Here is a 14751-nt window from a genome sequence, read left to right as displayed (position 1 = left end):
TTGATAGTAAAACAATAAAAATACTAATCTTTATTGAGAGAGCTTATTCATGTGCAAATTGTAGTTTGGCTAGGTGCGCATAAACCCCATTTTGGGCCACAAGTTGTGTATGTGTTCCTTCTTCAACAAGAGCTCCTTTATCCATAACAAGAATGCGATCTGCTTTCAAAATCGTTGCTAAGCGGTGTGCAATCACCAATGTTGTGCGGTTTTGCATCAACCCTTCTAAAGCTTCTTGCACCAATTTTTCACTATGTGCATCTAAGGCTGATGTTGCTTCATCAAGCAGCAACAAGGGCGCATTTTTCAAAATCGCCCGTGCAATTCCAATGCGTTGTTTTTGCCCACCAGAAAGCATAGTACCACGCTCCCCCACTTGCGTATCAAAGCCGTTTGGTAAAGCTTCAATAAACTCGAGCGCATTGGCAGTTTGAGCGGCAGCAATAATTTGCTCTTCATGAACATTTTCGCTCCCAAAAGCAATATTATCACGCAATGTGCCATCAAAAATAGCAACCTCCTGCGGAACATAAGAAATTGAGCCACGTAAATCTTGAAGAGAAAGGCGGTTAACTTCCACGCCATCAAATCGGATTTTACCGCTTATTGGATCATAAAAACGGAGAATCAAAGAAAAAAGTGTGCTTTTTCCAGCCCCCGAAGCACCAACAAAAGCAACTGTTTCTCCTGCTTTGACAGAAAAGGAAACAGAGCGCAAAATCTTTTCCTCTGGTCTAGAAGGATAACTAAAATCAACTTGATCAAAAACAATGGCTCCTTGCACAGGTTGTGCCAATGGTGCAGGAGCTTTGGGTGCTACAATTGTAGGCTGTTCTTGCAACAATTCGGCAAGCCGTTCAGCGGCCCCTGCCGCTTGCATGAGTTCTGCACCAACTTCAGACAATTGCGCAAAGGTTGTAGCTCCAAAAATGGCATAAAGGACAAATTGCCCCAATGTCCCCCCCGTCATAGTGCCATCCAAAACATCGCGCGATCCAATCCATAAAACAGCAACCACACTGCTAAAAACCAAAAAAATCGCAAAACCGGTAAAAAAGGAACGCAAAATGACCGAAGCACGCGCTGTTTGAAAAGCACGTTCAATCAACTGTGAAAAACGCGCAGAAATAAGTTTTTCAGCGGTAAAAGCTTGGACAGTGCGAATAGCCCCAACCTGTTCGCTTGCCAAAGCGTTGGCATCTGCGAGCCGATCTTGCGCAGCGCGTGTGCGTGTGCGAACTTTTCGCCCAAAAACAACCAATGGAATAGCAACAAAAGGGATAGCGAGCAAAACCAATGAGGAGAGTTTGGCATTGGTGATCACCATCATGAACACCGCTCCAATCACCACGATTATATGACGCAAAGCGATAGAAGCAGTTGAACCAACAGCCAATTTTATTTGCGTTGTATCTGTCAACAACCGCGAAACAAGTTCACCAGAATGGGAACGGTCAAAAAAATCAGGAGAAAGTTGCGTAATATGGATAAAAACATCGCGTCGTAAATCAGCAACAATGCGTTCTCCCAAGGTGATAACACAATAATAACGGCAAGCGGAAGCAAGTGCGAGAAGCAAAGCTAAGACAAACAAAATAAAAAAATAAAAATTGATATGTCCATGGCTTGAAGTAGAAAAACCATGATCAAACATTTGGCGAATAGCAACAGGCAAAGCCAGCGTAACGGCAGCGGCAACAGTCAAAGCAAGAAAAGCAAAAATAAACAACCAACGATAGCGCACAAAATAAGGAACAAAAGTTGAAAGAGAAGACAATGAAGGCTTCGTATTGGAGGGTTTTACAGTTTTTTCTGAATGATTGAAAAAATTCATAGGATTTTGCTCACTTATGAGGTTGTCTATAACCGTTGATGCAATGATGCATCTTGAACACTTGTTTTTTGATGCGTGCTCAGTTATAGGAATGGTACTTTAACCAATTTATCAAAAAGACAACAGAAACGCACTTAAAAAAGTGAAAAAGTGCTATTTCATTTTAGAGATGCAAAAGGTTTGCCACATGAAAACGAATATTCACCCCGACTATCACAGGATTACCGTTGTTATGACGGATGGCACCCAATATACAACGCGCTCCACTTGGGGAAAAGAAGGAGACATTCTGAATCTAGATATTGATCCAACAACCCATCCAGCTTGGACAGGTGGCTCCCAAACATTGGTAGATCGTGGTGGTCGTGTTTCTAAATTCAAAAATCGTTTTGGGAATCTGGGACTATAAAAACCTCCTCTGATTGTGAACGACTCAAAAACTCTTGTAGAGTGAGGAGTCGTTCGAGAGGTGAGTTTACTATAACCCTCGAAAAAAATGTACTTTGTAGAGTTAAAGCTTTTATAGAAAGCTCTCTCAAATATAATTCAGTACCCTGCTTTAAACGGGCGTTTTGTGTGCCACTACAAGATATAATGAAATTTTATTCATTGTAGAAAATCAGATATTTTTCTCTTTAGCTTAGTATAAAATGCTATTTAGGCACCATGAGAAGCGATACTCTTATATTATAATTTCGAAACCGTGTAAGAAAGATAAAACAAACCGTTTTTCTTCTTAGGTCAAGAACGCCGTTAGGCGCGCTGTAAGAATTTCCTTAATCGTCAAGAAAGCAAAGCTAGCCACTTCGTTTAACGTGGATTTGATGTCACGATTTTGGTCTGATGACAAGCAATGGTGTCATGAAAAAAAATATCATAATATCAAACTCTTCAATATGGCAATAACTTTATAATTTTCACTGAAAAAGCAAATGCCCGCCTCCGCCTCATGAACAACAACACCCCATGGTGCTACTCATTTACAAATTTCCTTTAAAGCAACATCTCCCCTTCCCAAACACACCGCTCAATGGCACCCATAAAGATTTTAAAAATGCCCAAACAAAAAAAGTCTCTGAGTAAACTTTCAAAACCAAAACGCCCCCACCATTTTTATCATGATGAGGGCATCAAAAATCAAGCAGAAACAGACAAAATTTATCCGCGTTCAAGCACAGAGCTTATCCTTCAAGCACAAGTTTTTTCGTGATCTTTTGTCCATTGTCCCAAAGCAGCAAGATGATTCATCCGTGCACGATGATAAAAAGCTTTTTGTGCAGCAGCGATATTTTCTGCTTTTCCACCCCATACCTTTAAAGCAGCTGCTTGCAATGCCCGTCCATAAGAAAAGGTCAATTTCCAAGGATTTTTTCCCAAAGCATTCATAGCAGACAAGTGTGCCGTTGCTTCCTGATCAGACTGTCCCCCAGAGAGAAAAGCAATTCCTGGAACAGCCGCAGGAACAGTTTGTTTAAGAACCTGAAGTGTTTTTTCAGCCACTTCTTCAACAGAAGCGTTTCGGGCATCTTTTCCATCAATCACCATATTGGGCTTTAAAATCATGCCTTCAAAAACAACACGTGCCTCAAACAATTCTTTAAACACGGTGTTTAAGACAGCTTGTGTCACCTCAAAGCAGCGCGCAATGGAATGCTGACGCGAAACCCCATCCATAAGCACTTCTGGTTCAACAATCGGCACAAGTCCAGCTTCTTGACACAAAGCAGCATAACGCGCGAGAGCTTGTGCATTTTGCCTTAGTGCCCCTCTTGTTGGTAAAGTATGTCCATCAATTGCAATCACCGCACGCCACTTGGCAAAACGGGCTCCTAAGGCATAATAGTCTTTTAAACGCTCACGAAGACCATCCAATCCTTCTGTAATCATTTCCTGAGAGAAAGCTGCCAAGGGTTTAGCACCGCTATCGACTTTAATACCAGGCAAAGCACCTGCATCACAAATCAGATCTGTCAACATTTTCCCAGATGATGCTTTTTGACGAATGGTTTCATCAAATAAGATGACACCAGAGATGGCACTTTCCATGGCTTCTTTTGCACTAAAAAGCATTTCACGATAAGCGCGACGATTATCCTCGTTGCATTCAACACCAATGCTTTCAAAACGCTTTCCAATCGTTGCAGTACTTTCATCTGCTGCTAAAATACCTTTACCTGCACAAACCAGCGCAAGTGCTATATCTTCAAGACGTGCATTCATAAAAAATTCCTCTTTAATTCTGTCTTAACTTCCAAAAGTGAGCAGCATGACCAGCACACTCACCAAATGAATATAAATTTTCCCTCCACATAAGCCTTTAAGCTGGCATAAGAGCGAGAATACCAGGCAGTACTTTGCCTTCCATCCATTCTAAAAAAGCACCTCCCGCTGTCGAAAGATACGTAAAATCATTGGCAACACCAGCATGGTTGAGTGCAAAAACCGTATCTCCTCCTCCAGCAATGGAAACCAATCGCCCTGTCAAACTGCGTGCTGCTGCATAGCGTGCAACAGCAATTGTTCCTTGATCAAAGGGAGACATCTCAAAAACACCAAGGGGACCATTCCAAATAAGAGTAGCAGCCTTATCAATCACGGCATTGATATGGGCAATAGAACGTGTTCCAATATCCAAAATCATACCCTCTTCGGGAATATCTCCAATATCATAGAGACGATGCGGGGTATTTTTTTCAAAGCGAAATCCAACGATTGCATCTACAGGGAGCAGAATTGTACATTGGCACTCTTGCGCTTTTTTAATCACTTTTTTTACCGTTTCCATGAGCGCATCTTCACAAAGAGACTTTCCAATATGAACACCTTGCGCTGCTAAAAAACTATTAGCCATGCCCCCACCAATGACCAAATGATCAACTTTTTCAACCAAATGGTTGAGCACAAAAAGCTTACTAGAAACCTTTGCCCCACCAACAATTGCGACCACTGGATGCGTTGGATTGCCAAGCCCCTTTTCTAATGCCTGCAATTCACATTGCAGAGAACGCCCCGCATAAGAGGGCAACAAATGTGTTATTCCCTCCACAGAAGCATGCGCACGATGAGAAACTGAAAAAGCATCATTAACATAGAGATCACCATGATGGGCTAAAGCTTCAGCAAAAGAATAATCATTCTTTTCTTCCCCTGAATGAAAACGCACATTTTCAAGTAGCAAAACACCACCATTTTGCAATGCCTCAACCGCTTTCTGCGCTTCTACACCAATACAATCTGAAGCAAAAGCCACGGGTTGATTGATTATTTTTTCCAGCACTGTCACAACGGGGCGCAGTGAGAATTCTGGCACAACCTGTCCCTTTGGACGCCCACAATGAGAAAGAAGAATAAGTTTAGCACCGCGCTTTTGCAATTCAAGCAATGTTTCTTTATGCCGTTCAAGTCGCGTCTCATCACAAACCTTACCCTGCGCCATTGGAACATTAAAATCGACCCGCACAAGAACACGTTTTCCCGTAACATCAACATCATCAAGTGTCCGAAAACCCATCATTGCTCCCTCTTCACTTTCCGTTGTTTAAAACAAAATTGCACTACCTCAACTTTTGCTCCATTCACCTCTTTGGCATAAAAGCAAAGAAACCCACATCTTCTATTTTGCACCAAGCTTTGTCTCATTCAGGTGTTACTCTTGCAAATTTTTTTCGCTCACGCATTGAGAAAAAACCATCCATACCAAAACAGAATACACCCTCATCCCTTGAGACAATCTCTTTTTCTAGCGCACAAAGAACAATCTTCAACGAGGAACAATCTCTCCTAGTTTTTTTCAAAAAGAATATGCCCTAACACTCTTACAAAATTTGTCTTTTTATCAAAAAAGAGGACCCAAAGGCCCTCTTATATTGTCTTGGCAAAAGCGACAGCTGTATCACTCATACGGTTTGAAAAACCCCACTCATTATCATACCAAACCAAAACACGACAGAGCTGACCATCAATCACTTTAGTTTGATCATTGTGAAAAATAGCGGAATGTGGATTATGATTAAAATCACAACTGACAAGCTTTTCCTCTGTCACGTCTAAAATCCCTTTAAGCGGTCCCCGAGCAGCGGTGCAGAGAGCTGTATTAATTTCTTCAACTGTTGTCGAACGCTTAGCCGTAAATGTCAGATCAACAACGGAAACATTAGGGGTTGGAACGCGAATCGACACACCGTCGAGCAAGCCCTTTAATTCTGGCAAAACCAGTCCCACAGCTTTCGCTGCTCCTGTTGATGTAGGGATCATAGAAAGAGCCGCCGCCCGTGCACGATAAAGATCCCGATGCATTGTATCCAACACAGGTTGATCACCCGTATAAGAATGAATTGTGGTCATAAAACCCTTTTCAATGCCAACGGTGTTGTGCAAAACTTGCGCAACAGGCGCCAAGCAATTGGTTGTACAAGAAGCATTTGAAACAACCCGATGTTCTTTGTTCAAAGACTGATGATTAACCCCATAAACCACGGTAAGATCAGCGCCTTCAGAAGGTGCAGAAACAAGCACACGCTTTGCCCCAGCCTCCAAGTGAACACTTGCTTTGTCACACGCAGTAAAAATGCCCGTACATTCCAAAGCAATATCGATATCCAAAGCTTTCCAAGGCAATTGTGCTGGATCGCGCTCTGCCAACACCTTTATCAAACCACACCCAACATCAAGTGCATCCCCCACAACCTTAACGGCCCCAGGAAAACGCCCATGAACTGAATCGTAGCGCAACAAATGGGCATTTGTTTCCACTGATCCCAAATCATTAAGAGCGACAACTTCAATATCTTTTCGCCCACTTTCTACAATGGCACGCAAGATATTGCGCCCAATACGACCAAACCCATTAATTGCAACGCGAACAGCCATTTTATATTTTCCTTATCGATCTTTGAGAGCGCAACAAATGGACTTTTGTTTTCACCAATCCCAAATCATGAACTCCGACAACCTTCACTATCTTGATCAATGACTTTCCACAATGGTGCGCAAATAGTATACCCAATACAATAAAACCTGTTCATTGCAATGCGAAAATTCATTTCACATTTTCCTTATTGATCTTTTCAAGCTCTTTTTCAACAGTCGCAACGACATTCTCACAAGTGATGTTAAAATGCGCATAAAGCGCATCCATTGTCCCGCTTGCCCCAAATCCCTCCATGCCAATAAACAGTCCATCACAACCAATAAAGCGATCCCATCCTTGCCGAATGGCAGCCTCAATAGCAATTTTAATGGGCGCATCCCCAATAAGAGCACGCTGATAGGAGAGAGATTGCTGTGCAAAGAGTTCAAAACAAGGAACAGAAACCACACGCGTTGGAATAGACTTTTCTTCTAAGAGAGCATGTGCTTTTACGGCAATTTGTAATTCTGAACCAGAAGCAAACAGCGTCACTTTCGCATCATCACTTGCGGTCAATAACTCATAAGCACCCAGCATACAAAGATTTTCCTCTTCATGCTCCTGACGCAAAAGAGGTAAATTTTGTCGGCTCAAAGCCAAAGTGGAAGGTGTATTGCGTGCTTTTAAAGCCAATTGCCAGCACTCGACAGTTTCAACAGCATCCGCGGGGCGGAAAACAAAATGATTGGGCATTGCACGCAAAGAAGCCAAATGCTCTACGGGCTGATGGGTTGGACCATCCTCACCAAGACCAATGGAATCATGCGTCATAACATAGATGACACGCAATCCCATGAGAGAAGACAAACGCATTGCAGGACGCATATAGTCAGAAAAGCATAAAAAGGTTCCGCCATAAGGAATAAAGCCTCCATAAAGGGCAAGACCATTCATCACAGCACCCATGGCATGTTCGCGAATTCCATAATGCAGATAGCGCCCTGAAAAATCTTCAGCAGAAATACTTTTCATCTGACTGCTTTTTGTATTATTAGATCCCGTTAAATCAGCCGAACCACCAATAGTCTCAAGAACAACCTCATTGATAACTTCAAGAGCCATTTCTGAAGCTTTACGCGTAGCAACGCAAGGGCGCTCTTCAATAAGCTGCTGTTTATAAGTATCAATAGCGCCATCAAATCCACCCAACAGATCACCCCGCATCAACCTTTCAAACTCCAGCCGTTCTGACACAGGCAGATTTTCCAATTTTGTTTCCCATTTTTGTCGTTTTTTAGCGGCATTCAAACCAGCCAAACGCCAATTATCGAGAATATCAGCTGGAATAACAAAAGGCTCCGCTTCCCACCCCAAAGCGATACGGGTTTCAGCAATTTCTCGTGCCCCCAAAGGTGCTCCATGAACTTTATTGGTTCCGGCTTTATTTGGCGCTCCAAAGCCAATGGTTGTTTTACACGCAATTAAAGTTGGTTTATCGGAATTTTGTGCTGCTTCAATGGCATGTGCAATTGCGGCTTGATCATGTCCATCGACTTTGTGTGTATTCCAACCAGAAGCTTTAAAACGCGCTATCTGATCTGTACTGTCAGCAAGAGAAATCTTTCCATCGATAGAAATATTATTATCATCCCACAGCACGATAAGCTTTTTAAGTTTTAAATGACCAGCAAGAGAAAGCGCTTCTTGGGAAATTCCTTCCATAAGGCACCCATCCCCCACCAGCGCGTAAGTGTAATGATTAATGAGATCGCCAAAACGAGCATTTTGTAAGCGCTCCCCAAGTGCCATTCCCACAGCATTTGCCAACCCCTGTCCGAGAGGCCCCGTGGTTGTTTCAATTCCGGCAGCGTGCCCATATTCTGGATGCCCAGCAAGCTTTGAGCCTAGTTGTCGGAAATTTTTGAGATCCTCAAGGGAAATATCTTCATAACCAGAGAGATACAATAAAGCATAAAGCAACATAGAGCCATGCCCAGCCGACAACACGAAACGATCACGATTGGGCCAACGAGGATTTTTAGGATCATGGGCAAGAAACTTTGTATAGAGAACGGTGGCAATATCAGCCGCCCCCATTGGCAAGCCAGGATGACCAGAATTTGCTTTTTCAATTGCATCAACAGCAAGAAAACGGATAGCATTGGCCATCTGATTTTGTTGTTCAGTATTTGTCATGAATGATAAACCATTTCGTTAAACACGTTCGTTGGTTGCTTTTTCTGTATTCTCTTCATTTTTTGAGAAATACTTTTCAATTTTTAAACCATCAGCGTGAAATTTCTTGTTATTGTGTAAACAACATTCCCCTCACACTTTCTTTATATCATAATCATTTATGCCAATACTCTTAAAAAATCTAGCCTTTAATTCACATACCTCCCCTGCTTTGCTTGCTAAAATGTCCTACATATTGAAAAATAAAATTCGCGCAAGAAAAGAAAATAAGTGATTCGTTTTTGCATAAAAAACTGATAAGGGATACAACGAGCCAAAGGATAAAGCATCATGAACCAAGAAAATACGGTTCTACCACAGGCTTTAGAGCGGTTGGAAAAAGCACTAAGAACTCTAGAGGTTACTATTATAAACCGCAATGCCGTTATTGATAAAAACAACGAATGGGAAGAAGAAATTCAAAGAATGAACGCTGATCGTAGTCATCTTGCCCAAGCACTTGACAAAGCCGAAGCCCAAGTTGAGCGGCTAGAGGCGGTAAACAAAGAAGTTTCTAAACGTTTAATTAAAGCAATGGAAACAATTCGTGTCGTAATTGATAGATAAAGGTTTGAATGTATGGAAACTGTTTCCGTCACCATCGATGGTAAAGTTTATCGCATGGCTTGCGATAAAGGACAAGAAGACCATCTTATTGCGCTTGCCGCTCAATTAGACCAATATATCACACACCTCAAAAACAATTTTGGTGAAATGGGTGATCACCGTTTATCGGTTATGGCCGGTATTATGATTCTTGATGAAATGGAAGAAATAAAAAGAGAAAATAAAAAACTACAAGAAGATTATGAAGCTCTTTTACGAATCCACAATGAAAGGGAGCGCGCCATGGGAAAGATACTGCGAGACACAACAGAACGCATTGAAAAACTTACCAATCAATTGCTTAAAGATGACCAAAACAGCCTTGGTGTTTCGGAACAGGAAAATTCATAAAGGCACATCAGTTCTTAAACCAAATAGCGACATCCCAGCGTCATCATTTTAAAAGAATTGTGTAAAGTACAACAACAATAAGCAAAAAGTATCTTTCAAGAAAAAGCCCTGCTCCTATTCCTCACAAACTGCTGTTACTCTATCGCATTTTCCCCATGAATGGATAAAAGTCCATTGGATATAGCCATCTCTTTATGCATGCAGAAACAGCACTGTCATTCTCTTATTCTGGGACACAATCTTACAACCGCTTTTGCATTGAGGCAATTATGAGAGACAAGCTAACATATTTCTCAAACTGTTTTCCTTCATACCTCAAGCCTTCTTGTGACAAAAAACTTTTAACTCTGATCAGAGATTAACTGTAAAATTGCTTTTTGTTTTACAGAATTCAGAACTCTAAAGCTTTTTAAAAGCAGATATTCTTCTCTGCTAGAGATGATTTCATCATGTTGGTATGGAGGTTGTTGTTTTGTAAAAATCTCCGCGTAAAAAAAGGAAAGTGGTACATTAAGAATATCGGCAATTTCCTTAAAACGCCCAGCGCTTACGCGATTTAATCCTGTTTCATATTTTTGAATTTGTTGTGCGCTTACTCTCAAATGGTTTCCTAATTCTTTCTGAGACATTTTCAGCATTTTTCGCTTAAAGCGATTTTTTTTACCTATAAAAATGTCGTGAAAAAGGTTTTTGGTTTGCATTTCATGCCCCCGCCGGTTGCGAGCGCCCTCGCACTGGGATTCCGAGAGCTTGAAAACACTGAACCTAACTCAGCATTTTGCTTTTAGTGCTTATCGCACTTGGACAGTGCAAAATCTCCCAGACCCCTATGATACCCGCAAAGCGGGTTCATTTAATGTTTAAGTTTTTAATGTTTAAGTTTTCGGGTTTTCAAGGTCCCTATTGATCGTTGCGTATACAACCAAAACATTTTTTAAATAATAAAGGAATTTCAGGGGTTTGCAATAAAATTAAAAAAGTTTCTGTAATTTACAGTTTTTCTGAAAAACACAGCGTTTTTTAAAAGACACAGCTTCTTCAGGATAAAGACCAGATGCGGATACAGATTTAGCAGAGAATATTACAGCATTGCTCTCTCACCACATATTGCTCTCAGTCTAAACTGTTAAAGAACACTCAACACTTTGCCCAAAAACACTCTTGCCAGAGAAGAACAGAAGAAGAGCGCTTTGTGCACAAACATTAAACCGCCTGTGTTCCATCTTGAGAGACAGTAGCAATTCGCAACAAGTTCGTAGCACCAGGCGTACCAAGAGGAACACCTGCTGTCACAAGGAAACTGTCCCCTCCTTGGCAAAAGCCTTCTTGAAAAGCAATTGCCGCCGCACGATCAACCATATCCTCTAAATCTCGTGCATCTTGCGCGACCACACAATGCAGCCCCCAAACCAAAGCCAAGCGCCGTGCTGTTTCCACAATAGGAGATAAAGCAATAATGGGTCTATTTGGACGCTCCCGTGATGCACGCACACCCGTTGTGCCTGAAGCCGTGTAAGCAACAATCACTGCTAATTGAAGTGTTTCAGCAATTTGCCGTGCAGCAAGAGAAATCGCATCTGTCCCCGTTGATTGTGGTGCCGGATGCTGTACCTCAACCATAGCAGCGTAAGTGCGATCTTGTTCGATCTGCCGCGCAATTCGGTCCATCATAAGCACTGATTCTTCAGGATAACGACCAGAAGCCGATTCAGCAGACAACATCACAGCATCGCTTCCCGCATAAACCGCTGTAGCAACATCAGACACTTCTGCGCGCGTTGGAACAGGCGATGTGATCATTGATTCGAGCATTTGTGTTGCCACTACAACAGGTTTTCCCGCTAAACGACAAGCTTTAATCAACTCCATTTGAAGAGCAGGAACTCTTTCTAAGGGCATTTCCACACCGAGATCTCCCCGTGCAATCATAATACCATCAGCAATATCAATAATTTTTTCTATGTGCTCCAAAGCTTGAGGTTTTTCGATTTTAGCCATCAAAGACACTTTGCTTTTTGTCAACCGGCGCACCGCCATAATATCTTCTGGACGTTGAATAAATGAAAGAGCAACCCAATCAACAGGTTGTTCCAAAAGAGCCTGCAGATCAGCCTTATCCTTTGGTGTCATTGAACCAAAGGGCAAAATTGTATCGGGAAAACTAACCCCCTTTCGGTCAGAAATATGGGTTCCAGAAACCACACGACACTGAATAAAATGCGTATCACACACTTCAGCAAGCAGTTCCAGCTTTCCATCATCAATCAATAACCGATCCCCTGGTTTAACAGCCGCAAACACTTCCTCATGCGGAAAAAAAACACGTTGTGCATCACCAAGGACATCACGATTATCTAATGTAAAGCTTTGCCCCACACGCAAATCCTCTTGCCCATTAGCAAAACAGCCAATACGCAATTTAGGTCCTTGGAGATCTACTAAAATACCAATGGGGCGACGAACAATTTGTTCAACTTCTCGTATACGCTTCACCAAATCAGCCATTGTTTCACGGTCAGTATGGCTCATATTAAGACGAAAAACATCTGCTCCCGCCATAAAAAGCTTTTCAATCATCGAAGATGAAAAAGAAGCAGGTCCAAGAGTAGCAATAATTTTTACTTTACGGGCACGCTTCACGGTGAAGGATCTCCTGAAAGAAGAGGAGAATTGGCAGCCGAATCATTGAACAAAGACTCTTCGGTCAACTGCACCATCCAACTGGTTTGATTGCCTGTATCAATTTCCTTAAACGCAGCCTTTTGATAGCCTCGGGGAAAGCAATCATGAACGCCTTGAATAGTAAATTGACTATCTTGTACACACATAGTGATAGAGCCCGCCCAATTGCCTTTTTTCTGCGCTCCTTCCGCATAAAAATAATAGAAGCGTGAAGCAAGAGGTCCCTCGATTAAGGTTTTACACTCTGTTACCGGAACCGTCCACCATCCTTCGCTCACCCAGCCTGAAAGCGTACGATAACCAAGCGCAACACCAACAGATTGTTGAGTCGTATTACAAACCCTAAAGTCAGCTTTTGCAAAAACAACCAATGAAAACAAGAGCAGAATGCTCAAAAGAAAAACCCTCAGTCCTTTGCAAAACATCCCTTGCTGTTTTTGAGAAACCACAAAACCATCCATATAACGTAAGCCCTTAAAACAAAACATACATTCCTTTTTTTCTCTTTTTCAAGAACCTTTCAAGTGTGTAGAGATATATTTTTATTTTTTCTGCTTCTTATAGCTTTTTTATTAATGACCCTATTTTAAACTTTTACAAAATATTTAAAGTCAATTTGTAAAAAAAGTATACAGCTTGAGTCACTTTTTGTTTTTCAAGCTTTCCCAACCAAATTTATCGTCGAAAAACAGTTTAAATAAAGTATGGAGAAAAATGCAATGAATAATACAGTGACTGATCAAACACACGCTATATCCGTCAACCAATTACGTGCTTTTATCGAACGTATTGAACGGCTAGAAGAAGAGAAAAAAACCATTTCTGATGATATTAAAGATGTCTATACCGAACTTAAAGGCTCTGGTTTTGATAGTAAAGCTGTTCGGAGCATTATAAGACTACGTAAAAAAGAAGAACATGAACGAATGGAAGAAGAAGCAGTCATCCAGCTTTATAAAAATGCGCTTGGTATGAGTTAATAGCTTTGACATTGAATATTTTCTCAAAATGTAGAGAGAATAGAAAATGCAAAAAATAAAGAATCCCCATGCATTTCTGCCAAAAATGTTAGCGGTTCATGCAACTTGTCTTGTGATGAAAATATCTGCAAGACATGAGCCAATTTGAAAACATTGCACAATTTGGGAATGCCCCCTTGAGAGAGCATAATATCTCTTACACCCAGAAGTGTTCTGATATTTCAACCAATTGTTGAGAGAAGCAATTGTCGAGAGATGAGAAGAGAACAACAGATGGGTGTAAATACATTTACCATGCGATATTTGCATAAATTCAAATGCTGATCAAGGCACCAATATATTGAACATTCTCAATTTACGTGCATAGGCAACAGTGAAATCATACCCTTAACATTGTGGTTAACGACAAAACGAGCATAAAGAAAGCCTACAGTAAAAAGAAGATCTTGACACACATAGAATGAACCTCTTCATTAAAAAATCAACAAGATATGTAGAAGGAACTACGGGAATCAAAACAAAACGAACAATTTCCACCTTGATCAGTGTCGAAGATGCTGAAGAACTGTCTTCCTATTCGCTACGCAATGCAGACTTTCTTCGTCCTTTAGAACCAGTAAAATCTGACGATTATAACACCCTAACAGCTTGGAAAACCCGCGCAAATGTATTTGCTCATGAGAACAGACAAGATCAAGCATACCGATATGCCGTACGACTGACAAATGAGAGCACAATCATCGCCATCGTTCATTTTACAAATGTCGTGCGTGGTGTTTTTCAAGCCTGTCATCTTGGTTTTTCTCTGGATGAAAAGCAACAAGGCAAAGGCTTAATGTTCGAGATTTTATCTGCTCTGATACCCCATATCTTTCATGTGACTCACCTGCATAGAGTGATGGCAAACTATATGCCCGAAAATATCAAAAGTGGCGTTTTATTGGAGCGCCTTGGTTTTGAAAAAGAAGGATATGCCAAAGATTATCTGATGATTGCCGGCAAATGGAGGGACCATATTCTCACCTCTAAAATTCACCATTCATATGAATCCGCCCAACAACCAGAATAAAGCGTCCTAAGGCATTTTTTACCGGATATTAAAATGTAATACCCTCATTTTATGGAAACTCAAAAAATTCACTGTCTTTGCACATTCAGTGTCGTTCACTGCCCTCGCGCAAAAATTCAAACTCCAAATATTCTTCTTCTTCCAA

14 protein-coding genes are annotated in these 14751 nt (G+C 41.3%); 6 read left to right on the top strand and 8 right to left on the bottom strand.

What is annotated here, in order from left to right; all coding sequences use genetic code 11:
- Window positions 1–43: 43 nt before the first annotated feature.
- Window positions 44–1834 (bottom strand): ABC transporter transmembrane domain-containing protein, encoded by a 1791-nt coding sequence (locus tag ME1_RS02480; protein WP_004862808.1) that lies wholly within the window; start codon window positions 1832–1834, stop codon window positions 44–46.
- 187 nt (window positions 1835–2021) lie between these two features.
- On the opposite strand from ME1_RS02480, the gene rpmE reads away from it, so the two are divergent.
- Window positions 2022–2243, top strand: coding sequence for a 50S ribosomal protein L31 (gene rpmE / locus ME1_RS02475; RefSeq protein WP_004862805.1), 222 nt, complete (start codon window positions 2022–2024; stop codon window positions 2241–2243).
- A 645-nt stretch (window positions 2244–2888) separates the two neighbouring features.
- Complete coding sequence (locus ME1_RS02470; protein ID WP_155815154.1) at window positions 2889–3044, top strand: hypothetical protein; 156 nt, start codon at window positions 2889–2891, stop codon at window positions 3042–3044.
- Here the strand turns inward: ME1_RS02470 and ME1_RS02465 are convergent.
- The 4 genes from ME1_RS02465 to tkt all read right to left on the bottom strand — a co-directional run bounded on the left by ME1_RS02465 (window position 3023) and on the right by tkt (window position 8879).
- Window positions 3023–4054 carry a class I fructose-bisphosphate aldolase gene (locus ME1_RS02465; protein WP_004862802.1) on the bottom strand — a complete coding sequence of 344 codons (1032 nt, stop codon included), beginning with the start codon at window positions 4052–4054 and terminating at the stop codon, window positions 3023–3025. The genes ME1_RS02470 and ME1_RS02465 overlap by 22 nt on opposite strands.
- A 97-nt stretch (window positions 4055–4151) precedes the next feature.
- On the bottom strand, window positions 4152–5345 hold the full coding sequence (locus ME1_RS02460; RefSeq protein ID WP_196793135.1) for a phosphoglycerate kinase: 1194 nt from the start codon (window positions 5343–5345) through the stop codon (window positions 4152–4154).
- A gap of 350 nt (window positions 5346–5695) precedes the next feature.
- On the bottom strand, window positions 5696–6703 hold the full coding sequence (gap, locus tag ME1_RS02455) for a type I glyceraldehyde-3-phosphate dehydrogenase (RefSeq protein ID WP_004862795.1): 1008 nt from the start codon (window positions 6701–6703) through the stop codon (window positions 5696–5698).
- A 169-nt stretch (window positions 6704–6872) separates the two neighbouring features.
- Window positions 6873–8879 carry a transketolase gene (gene tkt, locus ME1_RS02450; RefSeq protein WP_004862789.1) on the bottom strand — a complete coding sequence of 669 codons (2007 nt, stop codon included), beginning with the start codon at window positions 8877–8879 and terminating at the stop codon, window positions 6873–6875.
- A 330-nt stretch (window positions 8880–9209) separates the two neighbouring features.
- Between tkt and ME1_RS02445 the strand changes: the two genes are divergently transcribed.
- Both ME1_RS02445 and ME1_RS02440 read left to right on the top strand, forming a co-directional pair.
- Window positions 9210–9485 (top strand): DUF4164 domain-containing protein, encoded by a 276-nt coding sequence (locus ME1_RS02445; RefSeq protein WP_004862786.1) that lies wholly within the window; start codon window positions 9210–9212, stop codon window positions 9483–9485.
- A 12-nt stretch (window positions 9486–9497) separates the two neighbouring features.
- Window positions 9498–9875 (top strand): cell division protein ZapA, encoded by a 378-nt coding sequence (locus ME1_RS02440; RefSeq protein WP_004862783.1) that lies wholly within the window; start codon window positions 9498–9500, stop codon window positions 9873–9875.
- Between the two features lie 341 nt (window positions 9876–10216).
- Here the strand turns inward: ME1_RS02440 and ME1_RS02435 are convergent, their stop codons facing one another.
- From ME1_RS02435 to ME1_RS02425, 3 genes are all read right to left on the bottom strand, one after another.
- Window positions 10217–10576: a helix-turn-helix domain-containing protein gene (locus ME1_RS02435; protein WP_004862780.1), complete on the bottom strand. Its 360-nt coding sequence runs from the start codon at window positions 10574–10576 to the stop codon at window positions 10217–10219.
- 502 nt (window positions 10577–11078) lie between these two features.
- A complete protein-coding gene (gene pyk, locus ME1_RS02430) occupies window positions 11079–12515 on the bottom strand; it encodes a pyruvate kinase (RefSeq protein ID WP_004862776.1) in 1437 nt (478 codons plus the stop codon).
- The gene (locus ME1_RS02425; RefSeq protein WP_004862774.1) at window positions 12512–13045 is read right to left on the bottom strand and encodes a DUF1036 domain-containing protein; all 534 of its coding nucleotides are present in this window, start codon (window positions 13043–13045) and stop codon (window positions 12512–12514) included. Before ME1_RS02425 ends, pyk begins: the two co-directional genes overlap by 4 nt.
- A 231-nt stretch (window positions 13046–13276) precedes the next feature.
- On the opposite strand from ME1_RS02425, the gene ME1_RS02420 reads away from it, so the two are divergent.
- Together ME1_RS02420 and rimJ are read left to right on the top strand one after the other, a co-directional pair.
- Entirely contained in the window at window positions 13277–13537 is a 261-nt protein-coding gene (locus ME1_RS02420; RefSeq protein WP_004862771.1) for a DUF2312 domain-containing protein, read from the top strand.
- A 460-nt stretch (window positions 13538–13997) separates the two neighbouring features.
- Window positions 13998–14606: a ribosomal protein S5-alanine N-acetyltransferase gene (rimJ, locus tag ME1_RS02415; protein ID WP_004862764.1), complete on the top strand. Its 609-nt coding sequence runs from the start codon at window positions 13998–14000 to the stop codon at window positions 14604–14606.
- The last annotated feature ends 145 nt before the right edge of the window (window positions 14607–14751 follow it).

The sequence above is a fragment of the Bartonella vinsonii subsp. arupensis OK-94-513 genome (assembly GCF_000278235.1).
Classification (GTDB): Bacteria; Pseudomonadota; Alphaproteobacteria; order Rhizobiales; family Rhizobiaceae; genus Bartonella; species Bartonella arupensis.
Note: the sequence above shows the minus strand (reverse complement) of the source record. Positions and strands in the feature narration are given on the sequence as shown.

Bases quoted from the DNA above. Each gene is read 5' to 3' on its own strand.
- ME1_RS02445 (WP_004862786.1), top strand. From the start codon at position 9,210: ATGAACCAAGAAAATACGGTTCTACCACAGGCTTTAGAGCGGTTGGAA.
- ME1_RS02465 (WP_004862802.1), bottom strand. From the start codon at position 4,054: ATGAATGCACGTCTTGAAGATATAGCACTTGCGCTGGTTTGTGCAGGT.
- ME1_RS02440 (WP_004862783.1), top strand. From the start codon at position 9,498: ATGGAAACTGTTTCCGTCACCATCGATGGTAAAGTTTATCGCATGGCT.
- rimJ (WP_004862764.1), top strand. From the start codon at position 13,998: ATGAACCTCTTCATTAAAAAATCAACAAGATATGTAGAAGGAACTACG.
- ME1_RS02435 (WP_004862780.1), bottom strand. From the start codon at position 10,576: ATGCAAACCAAAAACCTTTTTCACGACATTTTTATAGGTAAAAAAAAT.
- ME1_RS02425 (WP_004862774.1), bottom strand. From the start codon at position 13,045: ATGTTTTGTTTTAAGGGCTTACGTTATATGGATGGTTTTGTGGTTTCT.
- gap (WP_004862795.1), bottom strand. From the start codon at position 6,703: ATGGCTGTTCGCGTTGCAATTAATGGGTTTGGTCGTATTGGGCGCAAT.
- ME1_RS02460 (WP_196793135.1), bottom strand. From the start codon at position 5,345: ATGGGTTTTCGGACACTTGATGATGTTGATGTTACGGGAAAACGTGTT.
- tkt (WP_004862789.1), bottom strand. From the start codon at position 8,879: ATGACAAATACTGAACAACAAAATCAGATGGCCAATGCTATCCGTTTT.
- ME1_RS02470 (WP_155815154.1), top strand. From the start codon at position 2,889: ATGCCCAAACAAAAAAAGTCTCTGAGTAAACTTTCAAAACCAAAACGC.
- ME1_RS02480 (WP_004862808.1), bottom strand. From the start codon at position 1,834: ATGAATTTTTTCAATCATTCAGAAAAAACTGTAAAACCCTCCAATACG.
- rpmE (WP_004862805.1), top strand. From the start codon at position 2,022: ATGAAAACGAATATTCACCCCGACTATCACAGGATTACCGTTGTTATG.
- ME1_RS02420 (WP_004862771.1), top strand. From the start codon at position 13,277: ATGAATAATACAGTGACTGATCAAACACACGCTATATCCGTCAACCAA.